The organism is Geodermatophilus sp. URMC 61, assembly GCF_052931555.1.
This window is the reverse complement of the sequence record NZ_JBRFHZ010000002.1, coordinates 4653669-4676752: the sequence shown is the minus strand read 5'-3', so window position 1 is coordinate 4676752 and position 23084 is coordinate 4653669. Positions and strand designations below refer to the sequence as shown.

Annotated in this window: 21 protein-coding genes; 8 read left to right on the top strand and 13 right to left on the bottom strand. The window is 69.0% G+C overall.

The annotated features are described in order from the left end of the window. Positions 1-3: 3 nt before the first annotated feature. From ACU610_RS21785 to ACU610_RS21775, 3 genes are all read right to left on the bottom strand, one after another. Positions 4-624, bottom strand: a complete 621-nt coding sequence (locus tag ACU610_RS21785) for an arsenate reductase/protein-tyrosine-phosphatase family protein (protein ID WP_446769782.1) — start codon at positions 622-624, stop codon at positions 4-6. Positions 625-641: 17 nt separating this feature from the next. Next, positions 642-2018 (bottom strand): sugar transferase, encoded by a 1377-nt coding sequence (locus ACU610_RS21780; RefSeq protein WP_446769781.1) that lies wholly within the window; start codon positions 2016-2018, stop codon positions 642-644. A gap of 296 nt (positions 2019-2314) precedes the next feature. Beyond that, positions 2315-3700, bottom strand: a complete 1386-nt coding sequence (locus ACU610_RS21775; RefSeq protein WP_446769780.1) for a polysaccharide biosynthesis tyrosine autokinase — start codon at positions 3698-3700, stop codon at positions 2315-2317. Between the two features lie 290 nt (positions 3701-3990). On the opposite strand from ACU610_RS21775, the gene ACU610_RS21770 reads away from it, so the two are divergent. From ACU610_RS21770 to ACU610_RS21760, 3 genes are all read left to right on the top strand, one after another. Next, a complete protein-coding gene (locus ACU610_RS21770; protein WP_446769779.1) occupies positions 3991-5085 on the top strand; it encodes a glycosyltransferase in 1095 nt (364 codons plus the stop codon). Positions 5086-5347: 262 nt separating this feature from the next. After that, positions 5348-6103 (top strand): glycosyltransferase family 4 protein, encoded by a 756-nt coding sequence (locus ACU610_RS21765; protein WP_446769778.1) that lies wholly within the window; start codon positions 5348-5350, stop codon positions 6101-6103. Further along, positions 6100-7647, top strand: coding sequence for a hypothetical protein (locus tag ACU610_RS21760; protein ID WP_446769777.1), 1548 nt, complete (start codon positions 6100-6102; stop codon positions 7645-7647). The genes ACU610_RS21765 and ACU610_RS21760 overlap by 4 nt, the downstream gene beginning before the upstream one ends. 2467 nt (positions 7648-10114) lie before the next feature. Here the strand turns inward: ACU610_RS21760 and ACU610_RS21755 are convergent. The 3 genes from ACU610_RS21755 to ACU610_RS21745 form a co-directional block, all read right to left on the bottom strand. Next, on the bottom strand, positions 10115-11176 hold the full coding sequence (locus ACU610_RS21755; RefSeq protein ID WP_446769776.1) for a glycosyltransferase family 4 protein: 1062 nt from the start codon (positions 11174-11176) through the stop codon (positions 10115-10117). A 135-nt stretch (positions 11177-11311) separates the two neighbouring features. Continuing rightward, the gene (locus ACU610_RS21750; protein WP_446769775.1) at positions 11312-12307 is read right to left on the bottom strand and encodes an acyltransferase family protein; all 996 of its coding nucleotides are present in this window, start codon (positions 12305-12307) and stop codon (positions 11312-11314) included. A gap of 417 nt (positions 12308-12724) precedes the next feature. Further along, positions 12725-13405 carry a PP2C family protein-serine/threonine phosphatase gene (locus tag ACU610_RS21745; protein ID WP_446769774.1) on the bottom strand — a complete coding sequence of 227 codons (681 nt, stop codon included), beginning with the start codon at positions 13403-13405 and terminating at the stop codon, positions 12725-12727. Positions 13406-13583: 178 nt separating this feature from the next. On the opposite strand from ACU610_RS21745, the gene ACU610_RS21740 reads away from it, so the two are divergent. Then, a complete protein-coding gene (locus tag ACU610_RS21740; RefSeq protein WP_446769773.1) occupies positions 13584-14750 on the top strand; it encodes a glycoside hydrolase family 3 N-terminal domain-containing protein in 1167 nt (388 codons plus the stop codon). Between the two features lie 31 nt (positions 14751-14781). On the opposite strand, the gene ACU610_RS21735 is transcribed toward ACU610_RS21740, so the two are convergent. The 4 genes from ACU610_RS21735 to ACU610_RS21720 form a co-directional block, all read right to left on the bottom strand. Next, entirely contained in the window at positions 14782-14967 is a 186-nt protein-coding gene (locus ACU610_RS21735; RefSeq protein WP_446769772.1) for a hypothetical protein, read from the bottom strand. 259 nt (positions 14968-15226) lie between these two features. Continuing rightward, positions 15227-15472 (bottom strand): hypothetical protein, encoded by a 246-nt coding sequence (locus ACU610_RS21730; protein ID WP_446769771.1) that lies wholly within the window; start codon positions 15470-15472, stop codon positions 15227-15229. A 5-nt stretch (positions 15473-15477) separates the two neighbouring features. Further along, entirely contained in the window at positions 15478-16482 is a 1005-nt protein-coding gene (locus ACU610_RS21725; RefSeq protein WP_446769770.1) for an LCP family protein, read from the bottom strand. An 8-nt stretch (positions 16483-16490) separates the two neighbouring features. Then, the gene (locus tag ACU610_RS21720) at positions 16491-16685 is read right to left on the bottom strand and encodes a hypothetical protein (RefSeq protein WP_446769769.1); all 195 of its coding nucleotides are present in this window, start codon (positions 16683-16685) and stop codon (positions 16491-16493) included. Positions 16686-16833: 148 nt separating this feature from the next. Between ACU610_RS21720 and ACU610_RS21715 the strand changes: the two genes are divergently transcribed. Further along, on the top strand, positions 16834-17052 hold the full coding sequence (locus tag ACU610_RS21715) for a hypothetical protein (RefSeq protein WP_446769768.1): 219 nt from the start codon (positions 16834-16836) through the stop codon (positions 17050-17052). Positions 17053-17059: 7 nt separating this feature from the next. On the opposite strand, the gene ACU610_RS21710 is transcribed toward ACU610_RS21715, so the two are convergent. Further along, positions 17060-18106 (bottom strand): NAD-dependent epimerase/dehydratase family protein, encoded by a 1047-nt coding sequence (locus ACU610_RS21710; RefSeq protein ID WP_446769767.1) that lies wholly within the window; start codon positions 18104-18106, stop codon positions 17060-17062. A 223-nt stretch (positions 18107-18329) separates the two neighbouring features. Between ACU610_RS21710 and ACU610_RS21705 the strand changes: the two genes are divergently transcribed. After that, positions 18330-18830, top strand: coding sequence for a diguanylate cyclase domain-containing protein (locus tag ACU610_RS21705; protein WP_446769766.1), 501 nt, complete (start codon positions 18330-18332; stop codon positions 18828-18830). Between the two features lie 35 nt (positions 18831-18865). On the opposite strand, the gene ACU610_RS21700 is transcribed toward ACU610_RS21705, so the two are convergent. Beyond that, complete coding sequence (locus ACU610_RS21700) at positions 18866-19141, bottom strand: hypothetical protein (RefSeq protein WP_446769765.1); 276 nt, start codon at positions 19139-19141, stop codon at positions 18866-18868. A gap of 342 nt (positions 19142-19483) precedes the next feature. Between ACU610_RS21700 and ACU610_RS21695 the strand changes: the two genes are divergently transcribed. Beyond that, positions 19484-20071: a metal-dependent hydrolase gene (locus ACU610_RS21695; protein WP_446769764.1), complete on the top strand. Its 588-nt coding sequence runs from the start codon at positions 19484-19486 to the stop codon at positions 20069-20071. Positions 20072-20689: 618 nt separating this feature from the next. On the opposite strand, the gene ACU610_RS21690 is transcribed toward ACU610_RS21695, so the two are convergent. Then, on the bottom strand, positions 20690-21493 hold the full coding sequence (locus ACU610_RS21690) for a glycosyltransferase family 2 protein (protein ID WP_446769763.1): 804 nt from the start codon (positions 21491-21493) through the stop codon (positions 20690-20692). Between the two features lie 299 nt (positions 21494-21792). On the opposite strand from ACU610_RS21690, the gene wecB reads away from it, so the two are divergent. Then, positions 21793-22998, top strand: coding sequence for a non-hydrolyzing UDP-N-acetylglucosamine 2-epimerase (gene wecB / locus ACU610_RS21685; protein WP_446769762.1), 1206 nt, complete (start codon positions 21793-21795; stop codon positions 22996-22998). Positions 22999-23084: the final 86 nt, after the last annotated feature.

Genomic DNA, 23084 nt, shown 5'->3' with positions numbered 1-23084 from the left:
GACTCAGGCCGGGACGTCCGCGCGGCGCAGGGCGGCGATCCGCGACAGGACGGGGATGAGCGCTCCCGCGACCGCGTCGCCCACCTCCTGGTGCACCTCGGCCGGCAGTCCGACCGGGTCCCGGATGTCGTCGCCCCTGCCGCTCTGCCGGCGGGAGCGCGCCGCGGCGAGTTCCTTGATGAGGTTCCGGGCCCGTTCGGCGAGCCCGTCGCCGGGGACCTCGACGTCCTCCCCCACCACCTCCAGCAGGCCGGCCGCCTCGCGGAGCGTGAAGGTCCGGGCCAGCGCGCGGGGCGCCATGCGCAGCACGTCGCGGCGGTGTTGCCGCGTCATGGTGAGGGTCAGATCGGCGTCGATGGCCATGTCGTCGACGAGCTGACGGGCCACGAAGCCCTCCGGGCGGCCGCCGAGACCCCGGAGAACCAAGGCACTGTCGGGGTGCATGGCCGAGCCGACCACGGCCTGGACGCCGGCGCTCACCAGACGCACCGTGTCGGCGTCCTGGCCCAGGACCTCCGCCAGGTACGCCCGCCCCAGGCGCTCACCGAGCGCCGACCGGCAGATGTTGCCGGTGCAGACGAGGAGCACGGTGAACACCGGCTCGGGCGACCAGTGGCGGGGCACCCGCCCATTGTCACTTCTCAGTAGGCCCCGGACCCGCGGAGCACCGCACCTGCGGTCTTCCACAGGATCATGAAGTCGAAGGTCAGCGACCAGTTCTCGACGTATCGGACGTCGATGCGCACCGAGTCGTCCCAGGAGAGGTCCGAGCGGCCGCTGACCTGCCACAGGCCCGTCAGGCCCGGCTTGACCAGGAACCGGCGGTGCATGTCGTAGCCGTAGCGCTCGACCTCGCCCTGCAGCGGCGGTCGCGGGCCCACGAGGGACATGTCCCCGCGGACGACGTTGATGAGCTGCGGGAGCTCGTCGAGCGAGTACCGGCGCAGGACCTTGCCGACGCGGGTGACCCGGGGGTCGTCCTTCTTCTTGAAGAGGACGCCGTTGCCGTCGCTCTCCTCGGCCAGGTCGTCGACCATCCGGTCGGCGCCCACGACCATGCTGCGGAACTTGAGCATCGAGAAGGTGCGGCCGTCGCGGCCGACCCGCTCCTGCCGGAAGAACACCGGGCCGTGGCTGGTGACCTTGACGGCCAGCGCGATGCCGAGCAGCACCGGCGCGAGGAAGAGGATGCCCAGCGCCGCGCTCGTGCGGTCGAAGGCCCCCTTGGTGAGCCGGCGGACGCCGGTCAGCTCGGGGCGCTCCATGTGCAGCAGCGGCAGCCCGGCGACCGGGCGGATGCGCACCCGCGGGCCGGCGACCTCGGTGACCGCAGGGGCCAGCAGGAGTTCGGCGCGCGTGTCCTCGAGGTCCCAGCCGAGGCGCCGCAGCGCCGGCCCGTCGAGTTCGGGAGAGGGCAGGACGGCGACCGTGTCGACCTCGAACCCCCGGACGATGTCGACGACCTCGTCGAGGTCGCCCAGCACCGGCAGGCCGTCGAACTGGGCGGCGACGTCGCGGCCACCCGGGAGGGCGCATCCGACGACGCGGTAGCCGTGGTAAGCCTCGCGCTCCAACTGCTGGTGCAGCGATTCCACGCCGGCCCGGTGGCCGACGAGCAGGGTGGTCTGCCGGAAGAGCCCGTGCCGGCGCCGGCGGTGGAGCCACTGCCGCTGCGCGTAGCGCTGCCCGAGGGTCAGCAGGGTGGCCAGCGGCAGGGCAAGGACGACGAACCCACGGGCGACGTCCAGCTTGAACGCCCAGGAGACCGTGCCGACCGTGGCCAGCAGCAGGGCGGAGGCGAAGAAGACCCGGCGGAACTCGTCGGCGCCGACCCAGAGGAACCGCTCCTCGTAGCTGCGGGCGACCAGCATGGCGGCGACCCACACCAGTGGCAGTGCCAGGGCGACCCCGAGCGACACGTGCTGTCCGTCCGTCCCGGCCGGGCCGAACCGGACGAGGTAGCCGAGCGCGCCGGCGATCAGGGCACAGACCGCATCGGCTCCGACGATGCGACGCACGTAAGCCCCCCGCCAGGCGCGCCGGGCCAGCGTCCCCTCGCCGCGCAACCGCGCCGTGAAGCCTGACGAGGAGCTACGCGACACATGCGGAGAGTTACGGACGGGTACGTCACGTTCGCCGAGCAGAGAGATGGCCAACCCCCGTGAGACGCACCGAGACCCCCGTGCCTCGGCGAGAACTGTCGGTGCCGAGAAGTCCAGGCTTCAACCGACAGGGTGAACGTACCGCAGCGTCTCGATAACGGAAAGTGTTGTCGGCAACACGGACGAGTGAGGCCGTCGGGTCGACCGGCGGGTCATCCAGCCGCGGTCGCGCCCTTGCCCGGCTGGTCGTAGCCGTACGAGTAGCCGTACCCGTAGGCGGTGGACAGCTCGGCCTTGGGCGGGACGATGTTGAGGATGACGCCGAGCGTCTTGGCCCCCACCCGCTCGAGCGTCGCCGCGGCCTGCTGGAGCTGCTCCTTGCGCGTGCTGCCATAGCGGACCGACAGGAGGACGCCGTCCATGTAGACGGCCAGACCCGTGGAGTCGGCGACCGGCAGGAGCGGCGGGGCGTCCACGAGGACGAAGTCGTTCTCCACTCGGAGCTTGTCGAGCAGCGCGAACATGTGGCTCGACGACAGCAGTTCGCCAGGGTTGGGCGGGGTCGGGCCGGCTGCGATGACCGACAGCTCCCCCGCCCCGTACCGCTGGATCACCTCGTCGAGGTCCGCCGTACCGGCGAGGATGTTGGTCAGCCCAACGCCGCCAACCATGCCGAGGTAGCGGGTGACCTTGGGCTTGCGCAGGTCGGCCTCGACGATGGTCACCCGCCGGCCGGCATCCGCCAGCGCCAGCCCCAGGTTGACCACCGCGGTGGTCTTCCCCTCGGACGGCAGGGCGCTCGAGACCATGATGACCTTGGGCGGCTCGTCGACGTTGAGGAACTGCAGGTTGTTGCGCAGCTGCCGGTAGTCCTCGGCGGTGCGGTTGGCGCTGTTCCGGTCGATGGTGTGCTGCTTCTCCAACACCTCGTCGCGCAGGACGGTACCGATCACCGGCGCACCCGCCAGCTCGACGACCTCGTCGGGGTCCTTGACGGTGTGATCGAGCCGAGCCCGCAGGATAGCCAGCCCAGCACCGAGCAGGGCGCCGACCAGCAATCCGAGGGCGACGTTGCGCGCCGTCTCCGGCGAGCTGGGCGCACTCGCGACCTCGGGCTCGTCGGTAACGGTGACCTTGACCGGCGACATACCGGCGTCGTCCGGAGTCTCCAACTCTGCGACAAAGACCGTGAACTCGTCACCCAGTGCGTCGGCGATGCGCTGGGCTTGGTCCGCTGAGGGATCAGTGACCGTGACGTCGATGAGAACGGTGCCCGGGGTCGCGGTGGCGGTTATCTGGTCACTGAGCTCGCCGGGCGTCTCGTCGAGGCCGAGCCGGTCGATGACCCGCCCGGCCAGCTCCTCACCGGTGATGAGGCGCGCGTAGGAGGTCACCCGTTGCTGAGAGAACTGACTGCCCTGGTAGGCCTCGGTTGTGGATGTCGTAGCGCGGGTGGAGACGAACAGCTGAGTGGAGGATGTGTAGAGCGCTGTCTGCAGCAGGCTGACTGCCAGGGCAAGCGCCCCACCGATGAGAAGACCGATGAGGGGCAGCCACCACCAGCCCCTGAGCGCGGCAAACACTTCTCGCAGGTTCATGCGACCTCGTTCATCCAAAGGCATGCTGGCCCAGCATCCCGAAAAGTCTGACCTGACCCTAGGCGATGGCCGCTGGGTCAACCCTTTGGACCAGGGCGTCCCCCGCCAAGGGAGGAGGCAACCCTCCCCGGTCGCTGGCTGACCACACCGCTCGTGCCCTATGGAGGTGCGCTCGTACACCCTGTGCGCGGGGAAGCTCCCTCACAGGCGAGGATGCACCCATGAGACGGGGAACTCACCGCCATGACAGCCACAGTGATGGGGATGCCGGCGCTCCCGTCACCGTCACCGTGGCACACGACTACTTCACGCAGCGCGGCGGAGCCGAGCGGGTGGCCATCCTCCTCGCGCAAATCCACGGCGAGGGCTCCGTCACCACGTCAGCCGCCATCCCTGAAAACACCTTCCCCGAGGTGCGAAAGCTCCACGTTCGAGAGCTCCTGCGTTGGCTCCCGCGTGCCCTAGCCCGCAGACGCGGGACGCTCGCCCCCTTCGCCGGGCTGGCCTTCCTCGCCCATCGTGTAGATGACGGGGTTGTGGTCTGCAGCACTAGCGGGTGGGCGCACTGGCTTCGCGGTCGTGCCCCCAGAGTCGTCTACTGTCACACTCCCGCGCGCTGGCTGTACGAGCCGGCCGACTACTTCAAGGGCTTGCCGCCCTTGTGGCATACCGTTCTCGGCGTCGTCATGGCACCCCTGCGAGCTCTGGACCGGCAGCGCACGCGCTCGGCTGCCGTGGTCTTGGCGAACGGCCCAGTCACGGCAGACCGCATCCGCCGTGTATACGGCCTGAAGGCGCCGATAGTTATCCCGCCGCCGGGGATTGACGAGGAAGGCCCACAAGAACCGGTCCCGGGGGTACATGAGGACTTCTGCCTAACGGTCTCCCGGCCACGGTCATACAAGAACCTGGACCTCGTGACGTCAGTCTTCTCTGCCCGGCGGCAAGAACAGCTTGTCGTAGTCGGCGGTACAGTTCAGCCCTCAGTCGAGGACTCCGTCCTCCATGTCGGCCGGGTGTCAGACGCCCAACTGCGGTGGCTCTACCAGCACGCGCGCGCAGTCATCTGCGTAGCTCGGGAGGACCTGGGACTCGTGCCCATAGAGGCCTTCCAATTCGGCACGCCTGCCGTTGCCTTGCGGGCCGGCGGTTACCTCGCTACATGCACGCCGGGAAGAAACGCTGTCTTTGTCGAGAGCGAGGACGCCGATGCTTTGGACCGCGCCCTTGATCAACTGCGCGATCAGCCACTGGAACGGTCATCAGTCCGTGCGAGCGCGGAGGAGTTCAGCGTGCAGCACTTCCGGGAGGTGATCAGCGGGCTAGTCACCCGACTGGGCGCTGGACTAGAGCACACAACCGAGGAGGACCTAGTCGATGGCTGACCTCTATGTTAACGGCGCGTTCACCGGCCAACGGGTGACTGGCCAACAACGTTATGCGACCGAGGTATCCGCGGAGTTGGTGCGACGTCACTCGGGACGCCTGTTGAGGCCTCCCCGGGCGGCGCGTGGGCGAGCCGCCCTTTCCCACGGATGGGCTCACACCGCCCTTCCGATCCTGGGCGCGCGCGGAGCACTAGTGTCGATGACCTCTCGAAGTCCAGTGCTCGCACGGCAGCACACCCTTGTCGTCCATGACTTGTTTGTGCTGCAGCACCCAGAGTGGTATTCGGCAGCGTACGTGCGAACGCACGCACCCGTCCTGGCAGCCCAACTCCGCACGGCCGCAGGCCTCGTTGCCGTCAGTGCGCCCGTCGCCGAGGAGTTGCGTCAACGGTTTCCGCGCAAGCGGGTCACGGTCGCGCCGAACGCTCCAAGCGAGGTCTTCCGTCGTTCGTCGCCGGCCGACCTCCCGGAGGAGGTACGCGACCTCACGGCCGAGTCGGGGATCGAAGGCTTCTTCTTCGCTGTGGGAAGCCGCGACCCGCGAAAGAACTTCGGCCGACTCGTGGAGGCCTACCATCTCTTGTCCTCATCGCTTCGACATGCGTTTCCTCTCGTGATCGCAGGCGGCGGTTCCGCGGTCTTCGCAGAAGCAGGCGTGGCAACCTCTAGCCAGGTGCGGTGGGTGGGGTACGTGGACGACGCCGCACTAGCCGCCCTGTACTCTGCCGCGACCGCCGTGGTAGTGCCCAGCCTTGACGAGGGCTTCGGACTGCCAGTAGTAGAAGCGTTGACCTCCGGGGGCCGCGTGGCGATCTCCGATATCCCCACCTTCCGCTGGGTGGCCGGGGACGCCGCCCGGTACTTCCGACCGCAAGATCCCGCCGACATCGCCCGCGTGCTGCGCACGATGGCGGAGAACCCGCCAAGCGATGTGAACCCCTCCCCTGTGGTCGGCCGCTACACCTGGGCGGCTAGCGCGGATATCATCGCAGAATTCGCACGAAGCGCCGGATGACCGCGCTGCCGCATCACAAGAAGGATGAACCATCTGGGGTCATTGACCCACGCAAGATGTCGAACTCTCCCCAAGCGGTACACACTAGGGAGTTCTTTGGCATCATCCCCCTGGCTGGCGCGCTGGTAGCGGGGGTCCTGCTACTGCCTTGGCTGATCCGACTTTCCCCATTGCAGGCCACACTCTGCTTTATCCAGACCGGCATTTCAGCGGCTGGGATTGCCCGCGCAGCGTATCCGGCGTTACGACCCGTCGCCCTCGTAACATTCGTCTTCAACTTTTCGTGGCTAGGCGTCGCGCCCACATACCAGCTCGCCACTGGAACAGCAGCGTGGCGAGACAGTGCCGTGCTACTCAGTTCGTCAACAACATCAGCCCTGCTGCTAGTGGTTTTGGCGACCGCTACCCTATATGTGGGCTTTTTTAGACCGAACCCTTCCCGCCCACAGGTCCGTGCGCTCCAGACGACGGCGATTGTGCCGCGACGAGCAATCTGTCTTGGCTACGTCCTCGCCTGCTGCGCGCTAGCTCCCAAGGCCATCGCGGCCGCCGGTGGCTTGGCCGCCATGTTTTCTACTCGCGCCGACCGCAGTGAGGCATTCGCCACCCGAGGCATATCCCTACAGGAGGCGGGCGGCCTTCAGCTCGCTCTGGTGGGCATTCTTCCCGGTGCTCTAGCAACGGCTGGCGCGTTTCTAGTCCTCATCCGCGTGATGCGCCAATACGACCAAGGCAGGTGGACGGGGATCAAGACCGCAGACGCGATACTTCTGTTGGCAGCATTCCTCCTAGTCGTAGTCTTCGCCAATCCCTTCGTCAACACAAGGGCACTCAGCGCGGCGGCGATCGGCTCGCTGGCGCTTCTCATCACACGCCCTAGGTCAAGTCCGGCCGGCATCGCGACGGCCTTACTCCTGCTTACAGCAACCCTCGTCGCATACCCCGCCGCAAATGCTTTCCGCGGGACCGAGCAAGCCGAAGGATCCCAGGGTTTCGAGTTTCTCGCTAGCCCGGACTTTGATGGCTTTCAGCAAACAATCAACGCGATCGACTTCGTCGACGACCTGGGGCACTCCTTCGGCACGTACGGCCTCTCTGGAGCGCTCTACTTCGTCCCGCGCGCAATTTGGCCGGACAAGGAGCGTCCCGCTTCTATCGACGTGGCTACTCATCGCGGATACGTATTCACCAATCTGTCCCTACCGGTACAGGCCGAGATATATGTCGACTTCGGCGCCGCAGGTATGACCGTGGCGATGTTCCTACTTGCCACCGCAGGACGACGATGCGACTTGGACTGGGCCTCTGGGAGCCCTTCACGGATGGCGCTACTTGCCCCTTACGCGAGCCTTGCTTGCCTTAGTATTATTCGAGGTCCCATCGGCGCCAACGGTCCAGTCTATTTAACCAACCTTGGGCTTATCGCGATCGGCCTGCTCCTCGCTTACAAGACGACAGTCAACACCTCCATAACCAAGACCGCCAACCAACATGTTGCGCAGCGGGGACACAAATGTAAAACGGACGATGAGCGGGATCTGTAGGCCCTCGACCAACGCAGTTTCGACTCGCTCGGACCGACATCCGCGGGCCCCACCATGCTTGAAACTAGGCCTCGATTGAGAAGTCGCCTGCGGTGTCGGCAGGCGTGACGGTGCCGAGAAGTAGGTGAGACCCCCGGAGGTACCGCAGCCGGGGATGGGCGTAACGCAAGCAGCGGGACCCGCTGGTTTGGCCGAGCAGCGACTGCATCACCGCGAGGGTGATCTATCCGGCGTCGGTGATTTGCGGTCTGATCCCGACCGCCGAGCGCATGGGCGCGTGATCGGGTGGGACCTTCAATAGATCATCGATGCGTACATGGAGCGCCATGCCGAGGGCCCCCCGGCGTCCACGAGGACCTCCGAGGTTCAGCGTTGGATCAGCAACGTCGGTCTGGACGCCCTGACCCACAGCGCGCCATACCAGTCGCCGGGTAGGCGACTCTGCGATCACGCCCTCACGGCCCCAGACTCACCAGCATTTTCGCGGGAACGCGTTCATGGCAGACCTCTCTTCGGAAAATGGAATCTAGGCCCGTTCCGTCCAGGCTGCAGGCAATGAGAACCGAGGCGGGGCTGCTCAAGCGGATTCGGTCGGCGGACTCCACGATCACTTGGACGCACCAGCCCGCTGCCGGCGTCCGGCGGCCTCCCGAGCGGCGGTCAACCCGCTGGCCGGCGAGCCGGTCGAACACTCGCTGGGCCGCTCCCGGGGTGGCCTGTCAACGAAGCGGCACCTGCCCTACGAGCAGCAGCGCGAAACTATGACCACAGCCTTCATGCCCGGCCAGGCAGCGGACAGCCGCCCAGTCCACCGCCATGCTCGGCCACATCCGCGTACCGCGCCGGACGGACATCCGGGCGACCATCCGGGGCGAACGGATCAGTAGGAGCATCGCCGCAAGCGAGATCGGTTGCCGGATGTCCGCGAGCGTCTGCCCCCGGCCCACTACTGGCAACGGCGCGCCATCGGGTGCGGAATCACCGGCACAGAAAGCACCGTGGGTTCGCCACTAGCTACGACAGGCTCGCTGTTCGCCGCGAGACCGGTTTCCGGTTTGACACATCAATCTCCAACTGCGCAACATACTGAACAGGGCCTACCCGCAAGGCCAGGAATATGGCGGAGTTGGTCCCGAGAACTAATTCCTACGCGCTCCATGCCATTCATAGCAGTCTCGGTGCGGATAGGACCAGCTCGCACCGGTTTATCCGAGGCTTCAGCGCGGACTGCGCAACCCAATTGCCAACTGCGCGCTAACAACTAGCCATGGCAGGGCGCCGGCGACCGCCAGGGCGCCGATACTGCCTTGAAGAGCAGCCGCCGCGCCGACTGATGGTAGTCCCAGGCATGCGCCCACCATCAACAACCGGTATGTTGCGGTAGTTAATCCCTGAGGCACAAGGAGGATAACCGATAGAGATCGTAAGAGAAACACCCCCGAGACAACGGCTCCCGTCAGAAAAGCAGCAAGCGAGCCCACCTGCACGGTCCCCGCGAAGAGGTATCGCAGAAGAAGAGGCGCCCCAAATGACAATATGGCCAACGCAAGTACACCCAAGGCCAAGGCCATAAGCGCAGCTAAGGTGGCTCGCCGACGCACAGCGCCCTCTGCGCTCTCACCGACCCAAGCCGCTAGTCCTTGCGTCGCGGTTCCCATGACGTTCACCAACGACTGACTCAAGCGGTCTACCGCCGCGTATAGGGGGTAGGCCGAAGCGGCGACCAGCGCGACAAGTGGACCCGTCAGGTACGAATAGCCTGCGTCAGCACAACGCGCGAGAATCGCGAAGACTGAGATTCTCCTTCCAGTCAGTGATGGCGGCGGCGCATCCCCAGGCGCCTCCGCCTGGAGTGCGCCGAAGCCGAGCCCGCGACCGACTAAGCTGGACGCAAGCGTAAGAGTCGCCAGCATGCCGACGATCAGAGCGGCTGGATAGGTCCACAGGGGAAAGAAGGCGACTAAGCCGATAGATGCAAGATTGGCCACGAGGCGTGGCCCGCCCTCAGCCGCAAGCGAATGACTCGGTCGACTTATCCCCACGAAGTACCAGGTAGGGGAGAGCGCATTAAGCGCGACAGCTAGAGCGCTGAGTATGCACACTAGGGGCATCGTCGGCTGGACGAGCAGACAGACGGCAACCAGGATCGGAGTCGCTGCAAGGACCGCCACAACCCGTTGCCGGAGGCTCACCGTATACATGGCTCTGCGCTGAAAGGGTGTGGCCTGGGAGACGAGATGCGCTCCCTCGATGGGCCAGGCCAGCGCACAGACAACTGACGCTGCCGCTCCGATGGATTGTCCCAGGAGCACGCTGGACCACCCAGGTTGCCCAAAGCGGGCACTAAGAATCGGCAAGACAATCAGGTTAGACAGTAGAGAGGTAGCGGGTAGCAAGCTAAATGCGGCGATTCTGCCGACTGGGCGTCGCACACCCGTCGTTAACGATCTCGCCCGTGACATCAGCGTCATGAGGCAGACTGCGACTTGTAGAGATCCAGGTATAGACCGGTCATGGACGCCACAGTCAACGTGGCGACGTGACGAGCACCAGCCTCAGCGAGCGACTTGCGATCACCTTCAAGCCGTAGCAGAGCCTTGATCTTTGCAGCGAGGTCGTTTGCGTCTCCCACCTTCACCAGCAGGCCGGCACGTCCAAAGTCAAGCGCCTCGGGAATACCGTCGACATCACTCGCCACAACGGGCAATCCTGCCTCCAGGGCTTCAAGGAGGACGAGTCCGAGCGGTTCGCGCCTTGAGGCGAGTACGAACACGGACGCTGCGGGAAAATAGCGCTGCGGCTGGGCGTCAAATCCCACGAAGTGAACCTGGTCCGCCCAGCTCTTACTTCGAGCGACATCGGCCGGATGCTGCCAGTCCACATTGCCCACATAGTACAGGTGGGCCTTGGGGAAGTCCTGCAATACGTGTTCGAAGGCCGCAAGAAGGAGGTCGGCACCCTTGCGATGGGAGACTGCGCCCACCGTAAGGATCGATTGCGGCGGCAAGTCGACTAGGTCGTCACGAGCTAGTGGTGGCCGACGAGGGGATCCCACCGTTCCGTTAAGGACCGTGTGCACTTTTCGGCGAGGGACGCCCCTTCTCACCATCGCCTCGGAGACCGCATTGCTGACACCGACCACCACATCGGCAAGCCTCATCATCGAGACGCCGCGCTGATACTCGTTATGCACCGTGGCGATCAATGCTGCCCTTCTTCTCCTGGTGGCGAAGTATCCCAGGACGGTAGGCGTAATCGTATGAGCGTGCACGACCTCGGGATTTATCTCATCAAGGATGCGAGCGAGTTGGCGATAGGCTCTCGCTAGAGCGCGTGGGGTACGGCTCGTGAAGTCCACGTGATGGTGCGCCACGGAATTATTATCCAGCAGCTCAAGAAAACCCCCGCCAGCAGAAACGACCCAGACGTCGTGCCCGCGGCGACGTTGCTCCACGGCTAGGTCGACGGCTACATTAGCGATTCCATTGCCAGTGTGCGCCACACCGTTGAGCACGTGGACAATCTTCATTCTTGCATCTTCCACAACGGATTCCCCTTTAGCGGGCTGCGGTCATAGGATTGTACGTGGGTCGAATGCGAGGCGCGAGGAGCTGTAGCCTGGCGGTTCGCATGACCGCCCTCCGCCCTGCAGGCCATTCGCGAGTCACTGGGATGCTTGCCTTGGAATGGACTCGCGGCTCTTCGTACTGCGCTCTCGGCGGAGAGAAAAGGCTAACCTCAGTGTGGGACTTCTACTGGTCAGAGCTAGGACGAGGCTTGATCCGAGTACACCAGCCGCCACAGCGACCGCAAGGAGTAGCAGTCCATTAGATCTGGGCGCGACTAACAGCATGGTGTCAATGGCCGCATTAACGAACAACCAATGTGTTAAGTAGATGATGAGGGAATCTCGGCCTGCGGCGACCAAGGGGCGGGACCACCGACTACTCGAAAGTCGCATTGAAAGCCTGGAGAACAGGATGATGCCGCTCAAGATGAAGGGCAGATCGGCGACATCATACTGTGCGTCAAGCGATGAACTCCGCAGAGCCACAACGACCCCCCCGGCCACGACTGTACAGGCGACAGCAGCGACCCAGGTCCGTGTAGTCAGAGCCCGCCAGACATGAACATGGTCGCCGGCAAGGCGACCTAGGATGAAACAGCCAAGCAAGAGTGCAAATCGCGCTAGTCCCCCGTCTGCGAATCCCGCGAGTGTAAAAGCGCCCACAGTGAGCAGCAACTGCCAATACCACTTCAGGCGAGCCCATGCAAGCGCAGAAGCGTAGAATATCAAGAGATACTGCAAGAACCACATGACGCCTGGCGGGTGTAGTACAAAGTTCCAGGACAGGTTGTCATCGGGGCCATCGGTAGCCGTATCCATGAGCTGGGATACAGCCAGGTAGATGAGTGACCACACAGCAAATGGCCAAAGGATGTTTCTGAGCTTGCCATTGGCGTAGGCGCGGATATCTTTCCGCAGCGACCTGTTGAGCAGAATGCCGGACAGAAAGACCATCGTTGGCATCCGAAAGGGCGCCACGGCGTCGTTGAAAGCAGCTACGGGCCCCACCATTTGACTGCCGGAAGCCGCGACCTCGATTGTGCTATGGAAGAGCACCACTAGGAGGACGGACGCGCCGCGGAGCGCGTCCATCCACTCCTGGCGTTTTGCTAGCGTTTCGCGTCCCACGAGGGCTCACTCTACGTGAGGTGCATCTTCGGACTCTTCCCCCTTTGGCAGGGGGCTGCTTGAGGGCAATGGTGTCTGGTTCGGCCTCTTATCGGGACAATCGAGGCGAACGAGGCCTGGAACACCCGGCGCGCGGTCCGCCACATGGGTGGATCTTGGCTCGACTCGGGGCCGAGGTCATACCCGGGGTAGACGTGTCCGCGTCCGGGTTACCTGTCGAGCAGCTTTGGCGGCAATGGCAGGAAGAAGCGGATCCCACCGCAACTTCATGGCTGGGGCGTGGGTAGGGCCTGAGCCGTGTGGTTCAGCTCTGCGCTACATTCGGCCAATGGAGACGTCCGCGTTCTATTCGCTGCGATCTGCCCCTTCGGTGGGGTTCGCCTAACCGATGAGGTCGCTGACGACAGCGGTGACGTTGTCTCGTGCGCCGATACTCTCGGCCTCTGCGGTGAGCTTGATGGCCAGGAACTCGGGTGCATCATCGGTGGCGAGGAGTGCAGCGATTCGGTCGTCGCTCAATTCCCCTGTCAGGCCGTCGGAACAGGCCAGGAAGCGTTCGCCCGGCACGACAGGCAGCAGGACAACATCGGCCTCGGGCCGCGGGCCGACGCCAAGCGCGCGGGTGATGATGTGCCGCTGCGGGTGCGTGGCGGCGCTTTCGTCAGAGATGTATCCGGCGTCGATGAGCTCCTGCACCACCGAGTGGTCAGTGGTGAGCTGCTCGAGTTTCCCCTCGTGCCAGCGGTACACCCGCGAGTCACCGACGTGGAAGACCGCCCACTGCGGCCCATCCCCCTCGTCGACCAGCGCCACCCCGGCGACCGTCGTCCCGGCGCCGGCCTTGTCCGGCCCCTGGAACGCGCGGATCTCGCCGTCGGCCCGCTGCAGTGCCAGCCGGATCGCCTCGACGGTCGTCGTCTCCCCACCGGTGAGCGACCGCAGCGCCTCCACCACCGCCTCCGCGGCGGCGGCGCCACCGACGTGACCGCCCATGCCGTCGGCCACCGCGAAGACCGGCGGAGCAGCCAGGTACCTGTCCTGGTTGTCCTCCCGCTGGCCCACGGCGGTCGCCGCTCCCCACGTCAGCTCGACCGGTGGCATCCAGGCTCCACACCATGCATCGACGACAGGACTCCCCGTGGGGAAGACAGGGTGGGCTGAGCGTAGAAGGTCGGTGACACGCCGGCAGGTCGCACACCCCGCGACCCGCCGGGCGGCGGTCGACGGAGAATGGTCGGCGATGCGCTCTCCCCGCCTCGTGGCCGTCGTCGGCTCTCTGCTCCTGCTCACTGCCTGTGCCGCGCCGGCCGCCGGTACCGGGTCCGCGCCCGGTACGTCCAGCGCCGCTCCCTCGCCCACTCCCACCCCGGAGCCCGACCCAGTGGAGGCGGCCCTCGCCGACCTGGACCGCCGGGACCAGGTCGCCCAGCTGATCGTCGTCGGGGTCGCGCTCACCGACCTCTCCCCCGCCGCCGAGTTCGTCCCGCAGGGCGTGGGCGGCGTCTTCCTCCAGGGCCGCAGCAGCATCCCCGCGGTCGAGCTGGCCGCCGAGACCGCGCGCTGGGCGGAGTCGGCCCCGGGGCCGCGTCCGTGGGTCGGCGTCGACCAGGAGGGCGGCGCCGTGCAGACCCTCTCCGGCCCGGGCTTCGCCGACCTCCCGTCGGCCCTCCGCCAGGGCCGCATGCCGGCCGAGGAGCTGGCCGCCCTCGCCGACGACATGGGCGCGTCTCTGAGCAGCGCCGGCATCAACCTCAACCTCGCGCCGGTCGTCGACGTCGTCCCCGCGGGCACCGAGGACGCCAACGCCCCCATCGGCGCCTGGGACCGCCAGTACGGCAGCACCGCGGAGGACGTCGTCCGCGCGGCCGGCACCATCGCCGACGGCCTGGCCGCGCACGGCGTCACCCCCACGCTCAAGCACTTCCCCGGCCTCGGCCGGGTGCCGGAGAACCCCGACAAGAGCCGGGACGCCACCGACGACGTCACCATCCGCGACGACGACCAGGTCGCCGTCTTCGGCACGCTCGCCGGCTCGGACGCCGAGTCCTTCGTGATGATGTCGTCGGCCACCTACACCCAGATCGACCCGACCGTGCCGGCCCTCTTCTCTCCCGTCGTCGTCGGCGACCTGCTCCGCGGGCAGCTCGGCTTCGACGGGGTGGTCATCTCCGACGACATCGGCGCCGCCCAGGCCGTGCAGGACTTCCCGGTCGACGAGCGGGTGGTCCGCTACCTCGAGGCCGGAGGCACCCTCCTGCTCACCATGGACGCCGACCTGGTGACGGAGATGATCGACGTCATCGTGGCCCGCGCCGAGGCCGACCCCGCGTTCTCCGCCACGGTCGACGCCGCCGTCCGGACCGCGCTCACCGCCAAGGCCGACGCCGGGCTGCTGCCGGAGGCCTGAGCGGGGCGTCTGCTGCGGAGCGGGACCGTCGTCAGCCCCAGCTGCCGACCGCCCGGGCTGCCTCGTTGGGGTCGACCCACGCCCGGCGGCGGGCAGCCCGTGCGCGGGCGGCGGGCAGCCCGTACACCTCCGGGAAGAGGACGGCGGCGACCGTCGTGACGATGGCCACGGCGACCAGGCCGAAGATGCTGGACAGCAGCACTGCGACGTGCAGCACGGCGGGGGTCCTTTCTAGGAGGAACCGACACGGTGCAGGGCCGACCGGTGCGCCGCGGCGGCCGCGGCGCAGGCACGGCCTGCTCGGAAGCGTGCGCTCGTGGCCGACGGGAGTGCCGGCCGACGACTGAGGAGGCGCTCGCCGCGACGGTGCGGAGGTGGCCGCTCACCACGGTATTTCCCGGATCGCGGCGATGAGGGCAGGCGAGGCCGATCGTGAGGACACTCACCGCGCGGACGACTCGTGCGGGGAGCGGCGCTCAGCCGGCCGGGTCGTCGTCCCGGGGATCGGCACCGGGCAGCACCTGCCGGCGCAGGTCGACTGCGAGCAGCAGCACGGCCAGCAGCGCGATGCCGCCCGCGGCGAGGGCCACCGGGGTCCCCAGTGAGCCGCCGACCCGCCCCCAGAAGACCGCCGCCCGCGCGTCCAGCACGACGACCACCAGCAGGACGGCGTGCAGCGGCACCGTGAGCCACAGCGGCCGGCGGCCGGGGACGCGTGCCACGGCGGTCAGCCGAACTCGCCGACGTGGGCGGCGAGGTCGTCCGCCCGCAGGTGGCCCCACAGCGCCGCCGCGCGCTCCTCGTCGAGGCGGGTGACCGGCTCCCCCTGCTCCTCCCCCGCGGAGCCGACCGGAACGGCGACGAACTCCGGCTCCCCCACGCCGCGGAACTCCCACGCGGTCGCCACGAGGGCCTCGTCGGTCAGGGCGTCGTCGACCCGCAGCGCACCCGTTGCCGAGTCGAGCAACCCGGCGAGCCGGCCGAGGTGGGCGAAGGCCCCGAGCTCGCCGATCCGGCCGAACAGCGCCTGCACCACGCGCTGCTGCCGCTCGGGTGCCTGCGGGCGCGTCGCCGCGCTCGCGTCCCGCACGTACGCGACCACCGCGGCGCCGTCCATGTGCTGCGGCCCGGGCGGGAAGGTGCGGCCCCGGTTGGCGTACTCCTCGGGGACGTCGACCGTGATGCCGCCCAGCGCGTCGGTGACGGTCGCGAAGCCCGAGTAGTCCAGCTCGGCGTAGTGGTCGACGCGGACGTCGGTCAGCGTCTCCACCGCACCCACCACGCCCGGCGGGCCGTCGGCCCCGAAGGCGCCCTCGAGCGTGGTGCTCCGCTCGGCGACCCAGGTGTCCAGCGGGAAGGTCACGATCTGGGCGTGCCGGCGGTCGCCGGTCAGCCGCACCAGCAGGGCCGCCTCGGCCCGGGTGGCCCCGGTCGCGACGTCCGCCGGGTCGACGCCCACCACCAGGAACGTCCGGGCCTCCTCCGCCGCCTCGGCGACCCGCGGCCGGTCCGGCTCGTCGGGGAAGGGCTCCTCGACCCGGCCGACGTCCTCGGCGACGGTGTCCACCTGGAGGGTGCCCAGCCCGATGGCCAGACCGGCGACGACGACCAGCGCCGCGAGGAGGGCCAGCAGGACCGTGCGGGTGCGCGACCGCTGCGCGCGGTGCCGGCCGCTTCGTGCTCGCGGGGTGGCCGGCGCGCCGCCGCCCCTCCGGTCCGGCTCCTCCAGCATCGGGCCGGTCAGGCGACCAGCTCGACGGCGTGCTTGGCGCCGCAGTCCTCGCACAGCTCGTACACCCGCCGGTCGGCGTCGAAGCCCGGTCGCAGGCGGGCCAGGCCGCGTCGCACCAGCTGGGACTCGGTGAGGACCAGCCCCTGGTGTCCGCAGAGGCCGCAGGAGGTGTTGGTGTGTCCGATCGCCCGCCGCTCCCTCACGCGGTGATTCTCTCATCACTCTGCGCGATGGGTGCGACAGGTCCGTCACACTGGCGCGTCCCGCCGGGGACCCCGATCGGAGGATCCCGCCGGCCACACTCCGGCGCCATCGGGCGGCCATCGGCCCGCGGGCGGCTACCGTCGAGCGGTGCTCCGCTGGCTGTCCGCTTCCCTCATCGCCGCGGTCCTGTCAGCGTTCGCCGTCCTGCTGCTGACCGGGCGGTACCTGGCCGACGGGCCCGTGCTGCTGCGGTTCGGCCCGGACCACGGCGTGCACGCCGGCGACCTGTTCGTCGTCCTCGGCTGGGCGCTGGCCCTGCTGGCCGAGGTCGGCCTGCTGCGGGCTCCCGGTCGCCGGGACGGCTGAGCGCAGGTCAGCCGGCGGCGTCCAGATCGGGCCGGGACTCCGCCAGCCGGGCGAACCAGGCGACCTCCTCGGCCAGCCCCCGGTCCAGGTCGACGCTGGGCCGGAATCCCAGCAGCTCGCGCGCCCGCTCGGTGCGGCACACCACGTTCCCGGCCGGTCGTGCGTCCACGTGCCGCGGCGGCGGGGGCAGCTCGCCGCGCTGCTCGGCCACCGCCCGCCGCACCCGGTGGGCCAGCGACACGGTGCGCTCCGCCGTCCCGCTGCCGGCGTTGAGCAGCCGGAACCGCTCGCCGGCCGGCGACAGCGCGGGCGGCCGCGCCACTGCGCGCAGCACCAGGTCCGCGGCGTCCGCCACGTGCAGGTAGTCGCGCAGCTCCAGCCCGTCGCCGGTGATCGTCGCCGGGTGCCCGGCCAGCCCGGCCCGGATGAACGTCGGCACCGCCCACGGCATGGTCTCCCCGGGACCGTAGAGCGTCGTGAAGCGCAGCACCGTGGCCTCCGGACCGCCCGCCGCGGCGACCACCCGCAGCTGGTCCTCCAGCGCCAGCCGCGCCGCGGCCGCCGAGTCCTCCGGCGCCGGCCGCGTCGACTCGTCCACCGGGCCGGCCGGCGCCCGCCCGTAGACCTCCACCGAGCTGCCCAGGACGACGTGCCCCAGCCCGTCCCCGAGGGCGGCCAGCAGCTCGAGGGTGCCGGCCACGTCCGCCGCCACGTGGTGCCGCGCGACGCCCGTCGCCGTCCGCTCCCCCGGCGGTACCGGGACCGCGTCCAGGTGCACCAGCTGCTCGGTCCCCGCCACCCGGCGCGCGATCCGCCGGGCCGCCTCGGGCCGCCACCACTCCGGCTCCTGCACCAGCTCGACGACGCCCTCGCGGATCGCCCGCCGCACCGGCTCCCGCCACCCCGGGTCGGGCCCGACGACGGCGACGCGGCACCCGGCGCGCAGCAGGCGCGGCACCAGCGCCGCCCCGAGGAAGCCCGTGCCGCCGGTGACCAGCACCGGCATGTCGCGCAGCCGACCGTCGTCTCCACCGTCCGGGTCGGTCCCCCGCACGCGTCCACCCCCTCGGCGCCGTCCGTGGCGCCCTCGTCGGCCGGGGGACGGTAAGGGCGACGGCAGCGTCACGGAACGGCCCGGTCCGTGCTGGTCGGCGCCGGACCCGCGTGTGCTGACCGTTTGTGGTCACCTCGCGCCCCGGCGTGTCGCCGCGCGGACCGGTCCACCCGTCGGGGTGGGACTCCTCCAGCGGAACGGGAAGGGCACCGATCAGACCGTCATGCCCCTGCCGCACGACCCGCTCCCGGTCCCGCTGCCGGTCTCCTCGCTCCTCCCGCCCGAGGACGACGTCAGCAGCCTGCTGCCCGGCCCCAACTCGGTCTCGGCCCACCTCGCCGAGCGCCTGGCCGCCGTGTCCACCGTCCCCGGGGCGCTGATCGTCCTGGGCCTGCTCCGGCCCGACGACACCCGGCCGGCCGGTCCCAGCAGCCTCGCCGCCGCCACCGCGGTCGTGGCGCGCTCGCTGCGCGGCGACGACTGGCTCGGCCGCTCAGGGCCCGAGGAGTTCGCCGTCCTGCTGTCCGGCACCGCCGAGGACGCCGAGGTCGCCGCCATCCGCCTGGTCACCGCCATCACCCAGCCGGGCATCCCCGGCCTGGACGCCTGCGCCGGCGTCACCGCGCTGGAGGAGGGCACCACCGCCGCCGAGACGCTGCACCGTGCCGTCGAGTCCCTGCACACCGCCCGCACCCAGGGCGCCGGCTCCGTCGTCCGCTCCTGAGCCGACGGGCGTCCGCAACGGCGCGGACGCCCGTCTCAGCCCCTCCCCCGGCGCCGCCGGGTCAGCTCGGCCCGCAGCCGGGCGGACTCGGCGTCGTCGCCCCGCGCCCGCGCCCGCCGCAGCGCCCGCCGCAGCCGCGCCCGCCGCGACAGCAGCAGCCACGACACCGCCGCCAGCAGCGCCAGCCCGGTCAGCCAGCCGGCCGGCTCCGGGTTGCCGCCGAGTCCTGCCGCCTCCCACGCCGCGTACCCGAGCGCGTAGCCGAGGACGACGACCAGGAGCACCGGCACCGCGAAGACGAAGACCCCCACGTCCCCTCCTTCGCCGGACACCCCTGCACCGGACGCAGCGGGCGGGCCGTGCCCCCGACGGGCGAGCGTCGACCGTCCCGGTCGACGTACCGTCCTGCGTGAGCGTCCGCAGGCCGGCCCACATGCGGACTCCCCGGACGTCGACCACGGAAGACGGAGGAACCGCGTGCGACGCCAGAGGCCCGACCGGTCCCCACCTGCTGGCCGGTCTCCGCACCCGCCCGTGCGCGCCGTCCCTCCGGCCTCCCCGGCAGCGGCTCCGTGAGGGGACCCCGTCGGCCCGGGGACCCGGCCGGCAGCAGGGCCGGCACGACGGCCCGCGACGCGCTGAGGAGCCGCTTCGTGGATCCCGCGCGCGTGCTCCAGGTGGTCACACACCCCTGGGTCGTCACGGGGGCGGCGACCGCGGCGATCGCCACGATCGCGGCGATCGACACCGCCCTGGCGGCCCGGACCTGGCCCGTTCCGGTCGTCGGGCTGCTCGACGAGCCGGCGCACCTGCTCACGACTGCCGTCCTCCTCGCTGCCGTGCTGCCGGTGCGGCTGCTGCCCGTCGTGCCCTGGGTGCTCGCCGGCTCGGTGCTGATCGACGTCGACCACGTCCCGCTGTACCTGCCCAGCGCCGCGCAGGAGCACATCGACGGTCGGCCGATCACCCACTCCGTGGCGACGGTCCTCGTCCTGGCCCTGGCCGGCAGCGCCGCTCGCGGCCGATGGCGGACCGCCCTGCTGGGCGTGGGGACGGGGGTGTCCCTGCACCTGGTGCGCGATCTCGCCGCCCCGCTCGGCGGCCCCGGCGTCCCCCTCCTGTGGCCGGTCTCCCCGAGCAGCGTCACGCTGCCGTACCCCTGCTATGCAGCCGTCCTCGTCGCAGCCGTGGCCGTCGTCGCCTTACGTCAGTGGCGGCGAAGCCGGCAACGCCCCCACTGACGAAGCCCGATGAATGACCCGTGCCGTCCCGCGACCTACGACGGCGAGAGACCAGGGTCCATCGAGCGCCGCCGTCGCTGCGTCAACCCCGTGCGGCCGACAATCCATGAAACGTCCAGTTAATCTTCGGGAAAGTCACCCTGCGCCAGGCGGCGAGCCGCGTGGGTGTCCCACTTCGACCGGGACCTGACCGAGCGTCGGAAACAGGGACTTCCGACCCCGCGGCGCCCGCCCGAGTGACGGCGAGGGGCTGCTGCCCACGGTCGGGACCCGACAATGCGGTACACCCGCTCAGCGGACCTGCACCGGTTTCGGAGCGGCGCGGCGACGACCCGTGCCGGCCCTCGGTGGGACGAACCGCCCCCCACGGCAGGGCCGCCGGTCTGCTACGAGCGGTCACGAAGATCGCTACCCTGCGCAGTGGCGCACGGGGTGGGATCCCCGCGAGGACGGACTCCGCCGTGCGGAACAGGGCCTCAGGACCCTACCGCTGCTTTCCGTGACGTCCCCTGTTTCGGCACGGCCAGGGGATGTCATCCGGTCCCCGCCATTTGCGGGAGAGGTCGGGGTCGACTTCCGCGCTCTTGGGCGAACCCCGTTCCTCCGAGTTCTCCGGGACTATTGCCCCGTCTTTTCGGAGACACTTCCTCTGCGGCGCGCGCGACTCCTCCGCTCGAGGAGTCGCGGCCACTTCTCCGCGAGGATCGTCTTGAGCACGCGCCATCCGTCGGGAAACGTGACGAGCCGCCCGATCCCACACACTCTCTCGGTCTCGAAACTGGGGACCTCGCGAATGCGCAACTGCGCCTTGTGTGCCCGCACGTTGAGCATGGCCTCGATCTCGAAACCGTCCGCGTCCAGATCCAGCCGCCGGATGGCATCCGCCCGGAAGGCGTTGTACCCGTAACACAGATCGGTGTATCGAGCGCCGAACAGCAGGCGGACGAGGAGGACGAAGACCTTGTTGCCCCACCTGCGCAGCAGGGTCATGTCCGAGGTGCCACCCCCGGGGACGAACCTCGTCCCCTTGGCGTAGTCGGCCCCCGCCATGATCGCCCCGACGAAGGCGGGGATCTCCTCCGGCGCCTCCGAGCCGTCCGCGTCGATCTGGACGATGACGTCGCCGGTGGCGGCCTCGAACCCCGCTCGCAGGGCGTTCCCCTTGCCGCCGGGGCGACGGTTCGCCACGACCCGGACGGACGGCATGAGCCGCCGCGCCACGGCCACGGTGTCGTCCGTGCAGTGGTCGTCGACCAAGATCACCTCGTGCACCCACGAGGGCACCCGCGGCAGCACGTGCTCGAGGTTGTCCGCCTCGTTCAGGGCGGGGACCACCACCGAGACGCGACAGTCCTGCAGCCAATTCGGTCGACTGTCGCGATCCGCCGTCGACGACGACGAAGTAAGGGTTGCCTCAGTCATGCCGTGCCATTCCCAGCTTCATGGCGGGGCACCATAGGCGAGGATCCGACGACAGCGAAAGCCTTCATATACATAGCTTTCCGCATGATCACGTGAGCGGTGCGTAATGGTCGCTGGCCATGAGCATCGAAATACCGTGAGTGATACGACGGCGACCGTCCGCAACGTCTCGTCCGAGTGGATTACGGTAATCGTCCGCCGGTCCGGACGACTTCTCGGATTGGGAGGCGCGAACCGTTGCGGAACCCATTCGGTGCGACGTAGCGTCCCGCCGGTCACTCCAGGGAGGAGGTCCGGCCTTGAGGGTTCTCTCGATCATGGGGACGCGTCCGGAGGCCATCAAGATGGCCCCGGTGATTCGCGAGATGGAAAGCCGGCCGACGGTATTCGAATCGCGGGTCTGCGTCACCGGCCAGCACCGCGAGATGTTGGACCAGGTCCTCACGGTCTGGGGCATCGCCCCGGACCACGACCTGGCCGTCATGCGACCAGGCCAGACGCTCTCGCACGTCGCCTCGGCCGTCATCGAGCGACTCGGTCAGGTGCTCGAGGAGGTCGAGCCCGACACGGTGCTGGTCCAGGGGGACACGACGACGGCCATGGCCGCGACGTTGGCCGCCTTCCACCACGGCATCCCGGTCGGGCACATCGAGGCGGGCCTGCGCACGTACGACATGAGCAGACCGTTCCCGGAGGAGGCCAACCGCCGGATCATCGGGCTGCTGGCCAGCGTGCACTTCGCGCCGACCGCCGAGGCGGCACTCAACCTGGTGCGAGAGGGGTCGTCGGCCGACAGGGTCGTCATCACCGGCAACACGGTCATCGACGCCTTCCTCCAGACCGCGGCCCTCCCTCTGGACCTGGCCCGCACGCCCTTGGCCGCCATCTGCCCCGGCGGCCTGCCGCCCGAGCGCGAGATCGTCCTCGTCACCTGTCATCGCCGCGAGAACTTCGGCCGCGGCCTCACCGACATCTGCGCAGCCGTCGCGGAGCTCGCCCGGGAACGACCCCACCTGTTGTTCGTCCTGCCCGTGCACCCGAATCCCCAGGTACGCGGGGTCGTCCACGCGACTCTGGGCCACCTCCCCAACGTGGCGCTCCTCCCACCGTTGGAGTACCAGCCGCTGGTGTGGCTCCTGCAGCGCTGTTCGTTCCTCATCACCGACTCCGGTGGCCTGCAGGAGGAAGCCACGGCGGTCGGTCGCCCGGTGCTGGTGCTGCGCGAGTCCACCGAGCGCCCAGAGGGCGTCGCGGCCGGTACGGCCGAGCTCGTCGGCTCCGACCGTGAGCGCATCCTCAAGCACGCCCGCCTGTTGCTGGACGACCCGGCGGTGTACCAGCGGATGTCGCGCCGGACCTACCCCTACGGCGACGGCACCGCGGCGGCGCGGATCGCCGATCACCTGTGCGGGGCCGGCGACGCACCCCGGCGAGCTCCTCTGGACGAGCAGGCCTACGAGGGCGCGCCCGCGCTCGACGCCGCGGCGCTCACGCCCGTCGGTTGACGCCTCCGCTCGCCGACCCCACCCCCACCCCCCACCCCACACCCAACTCGCCGACCCCAACCCCACCCCCACCTAAGGGAGCGGAC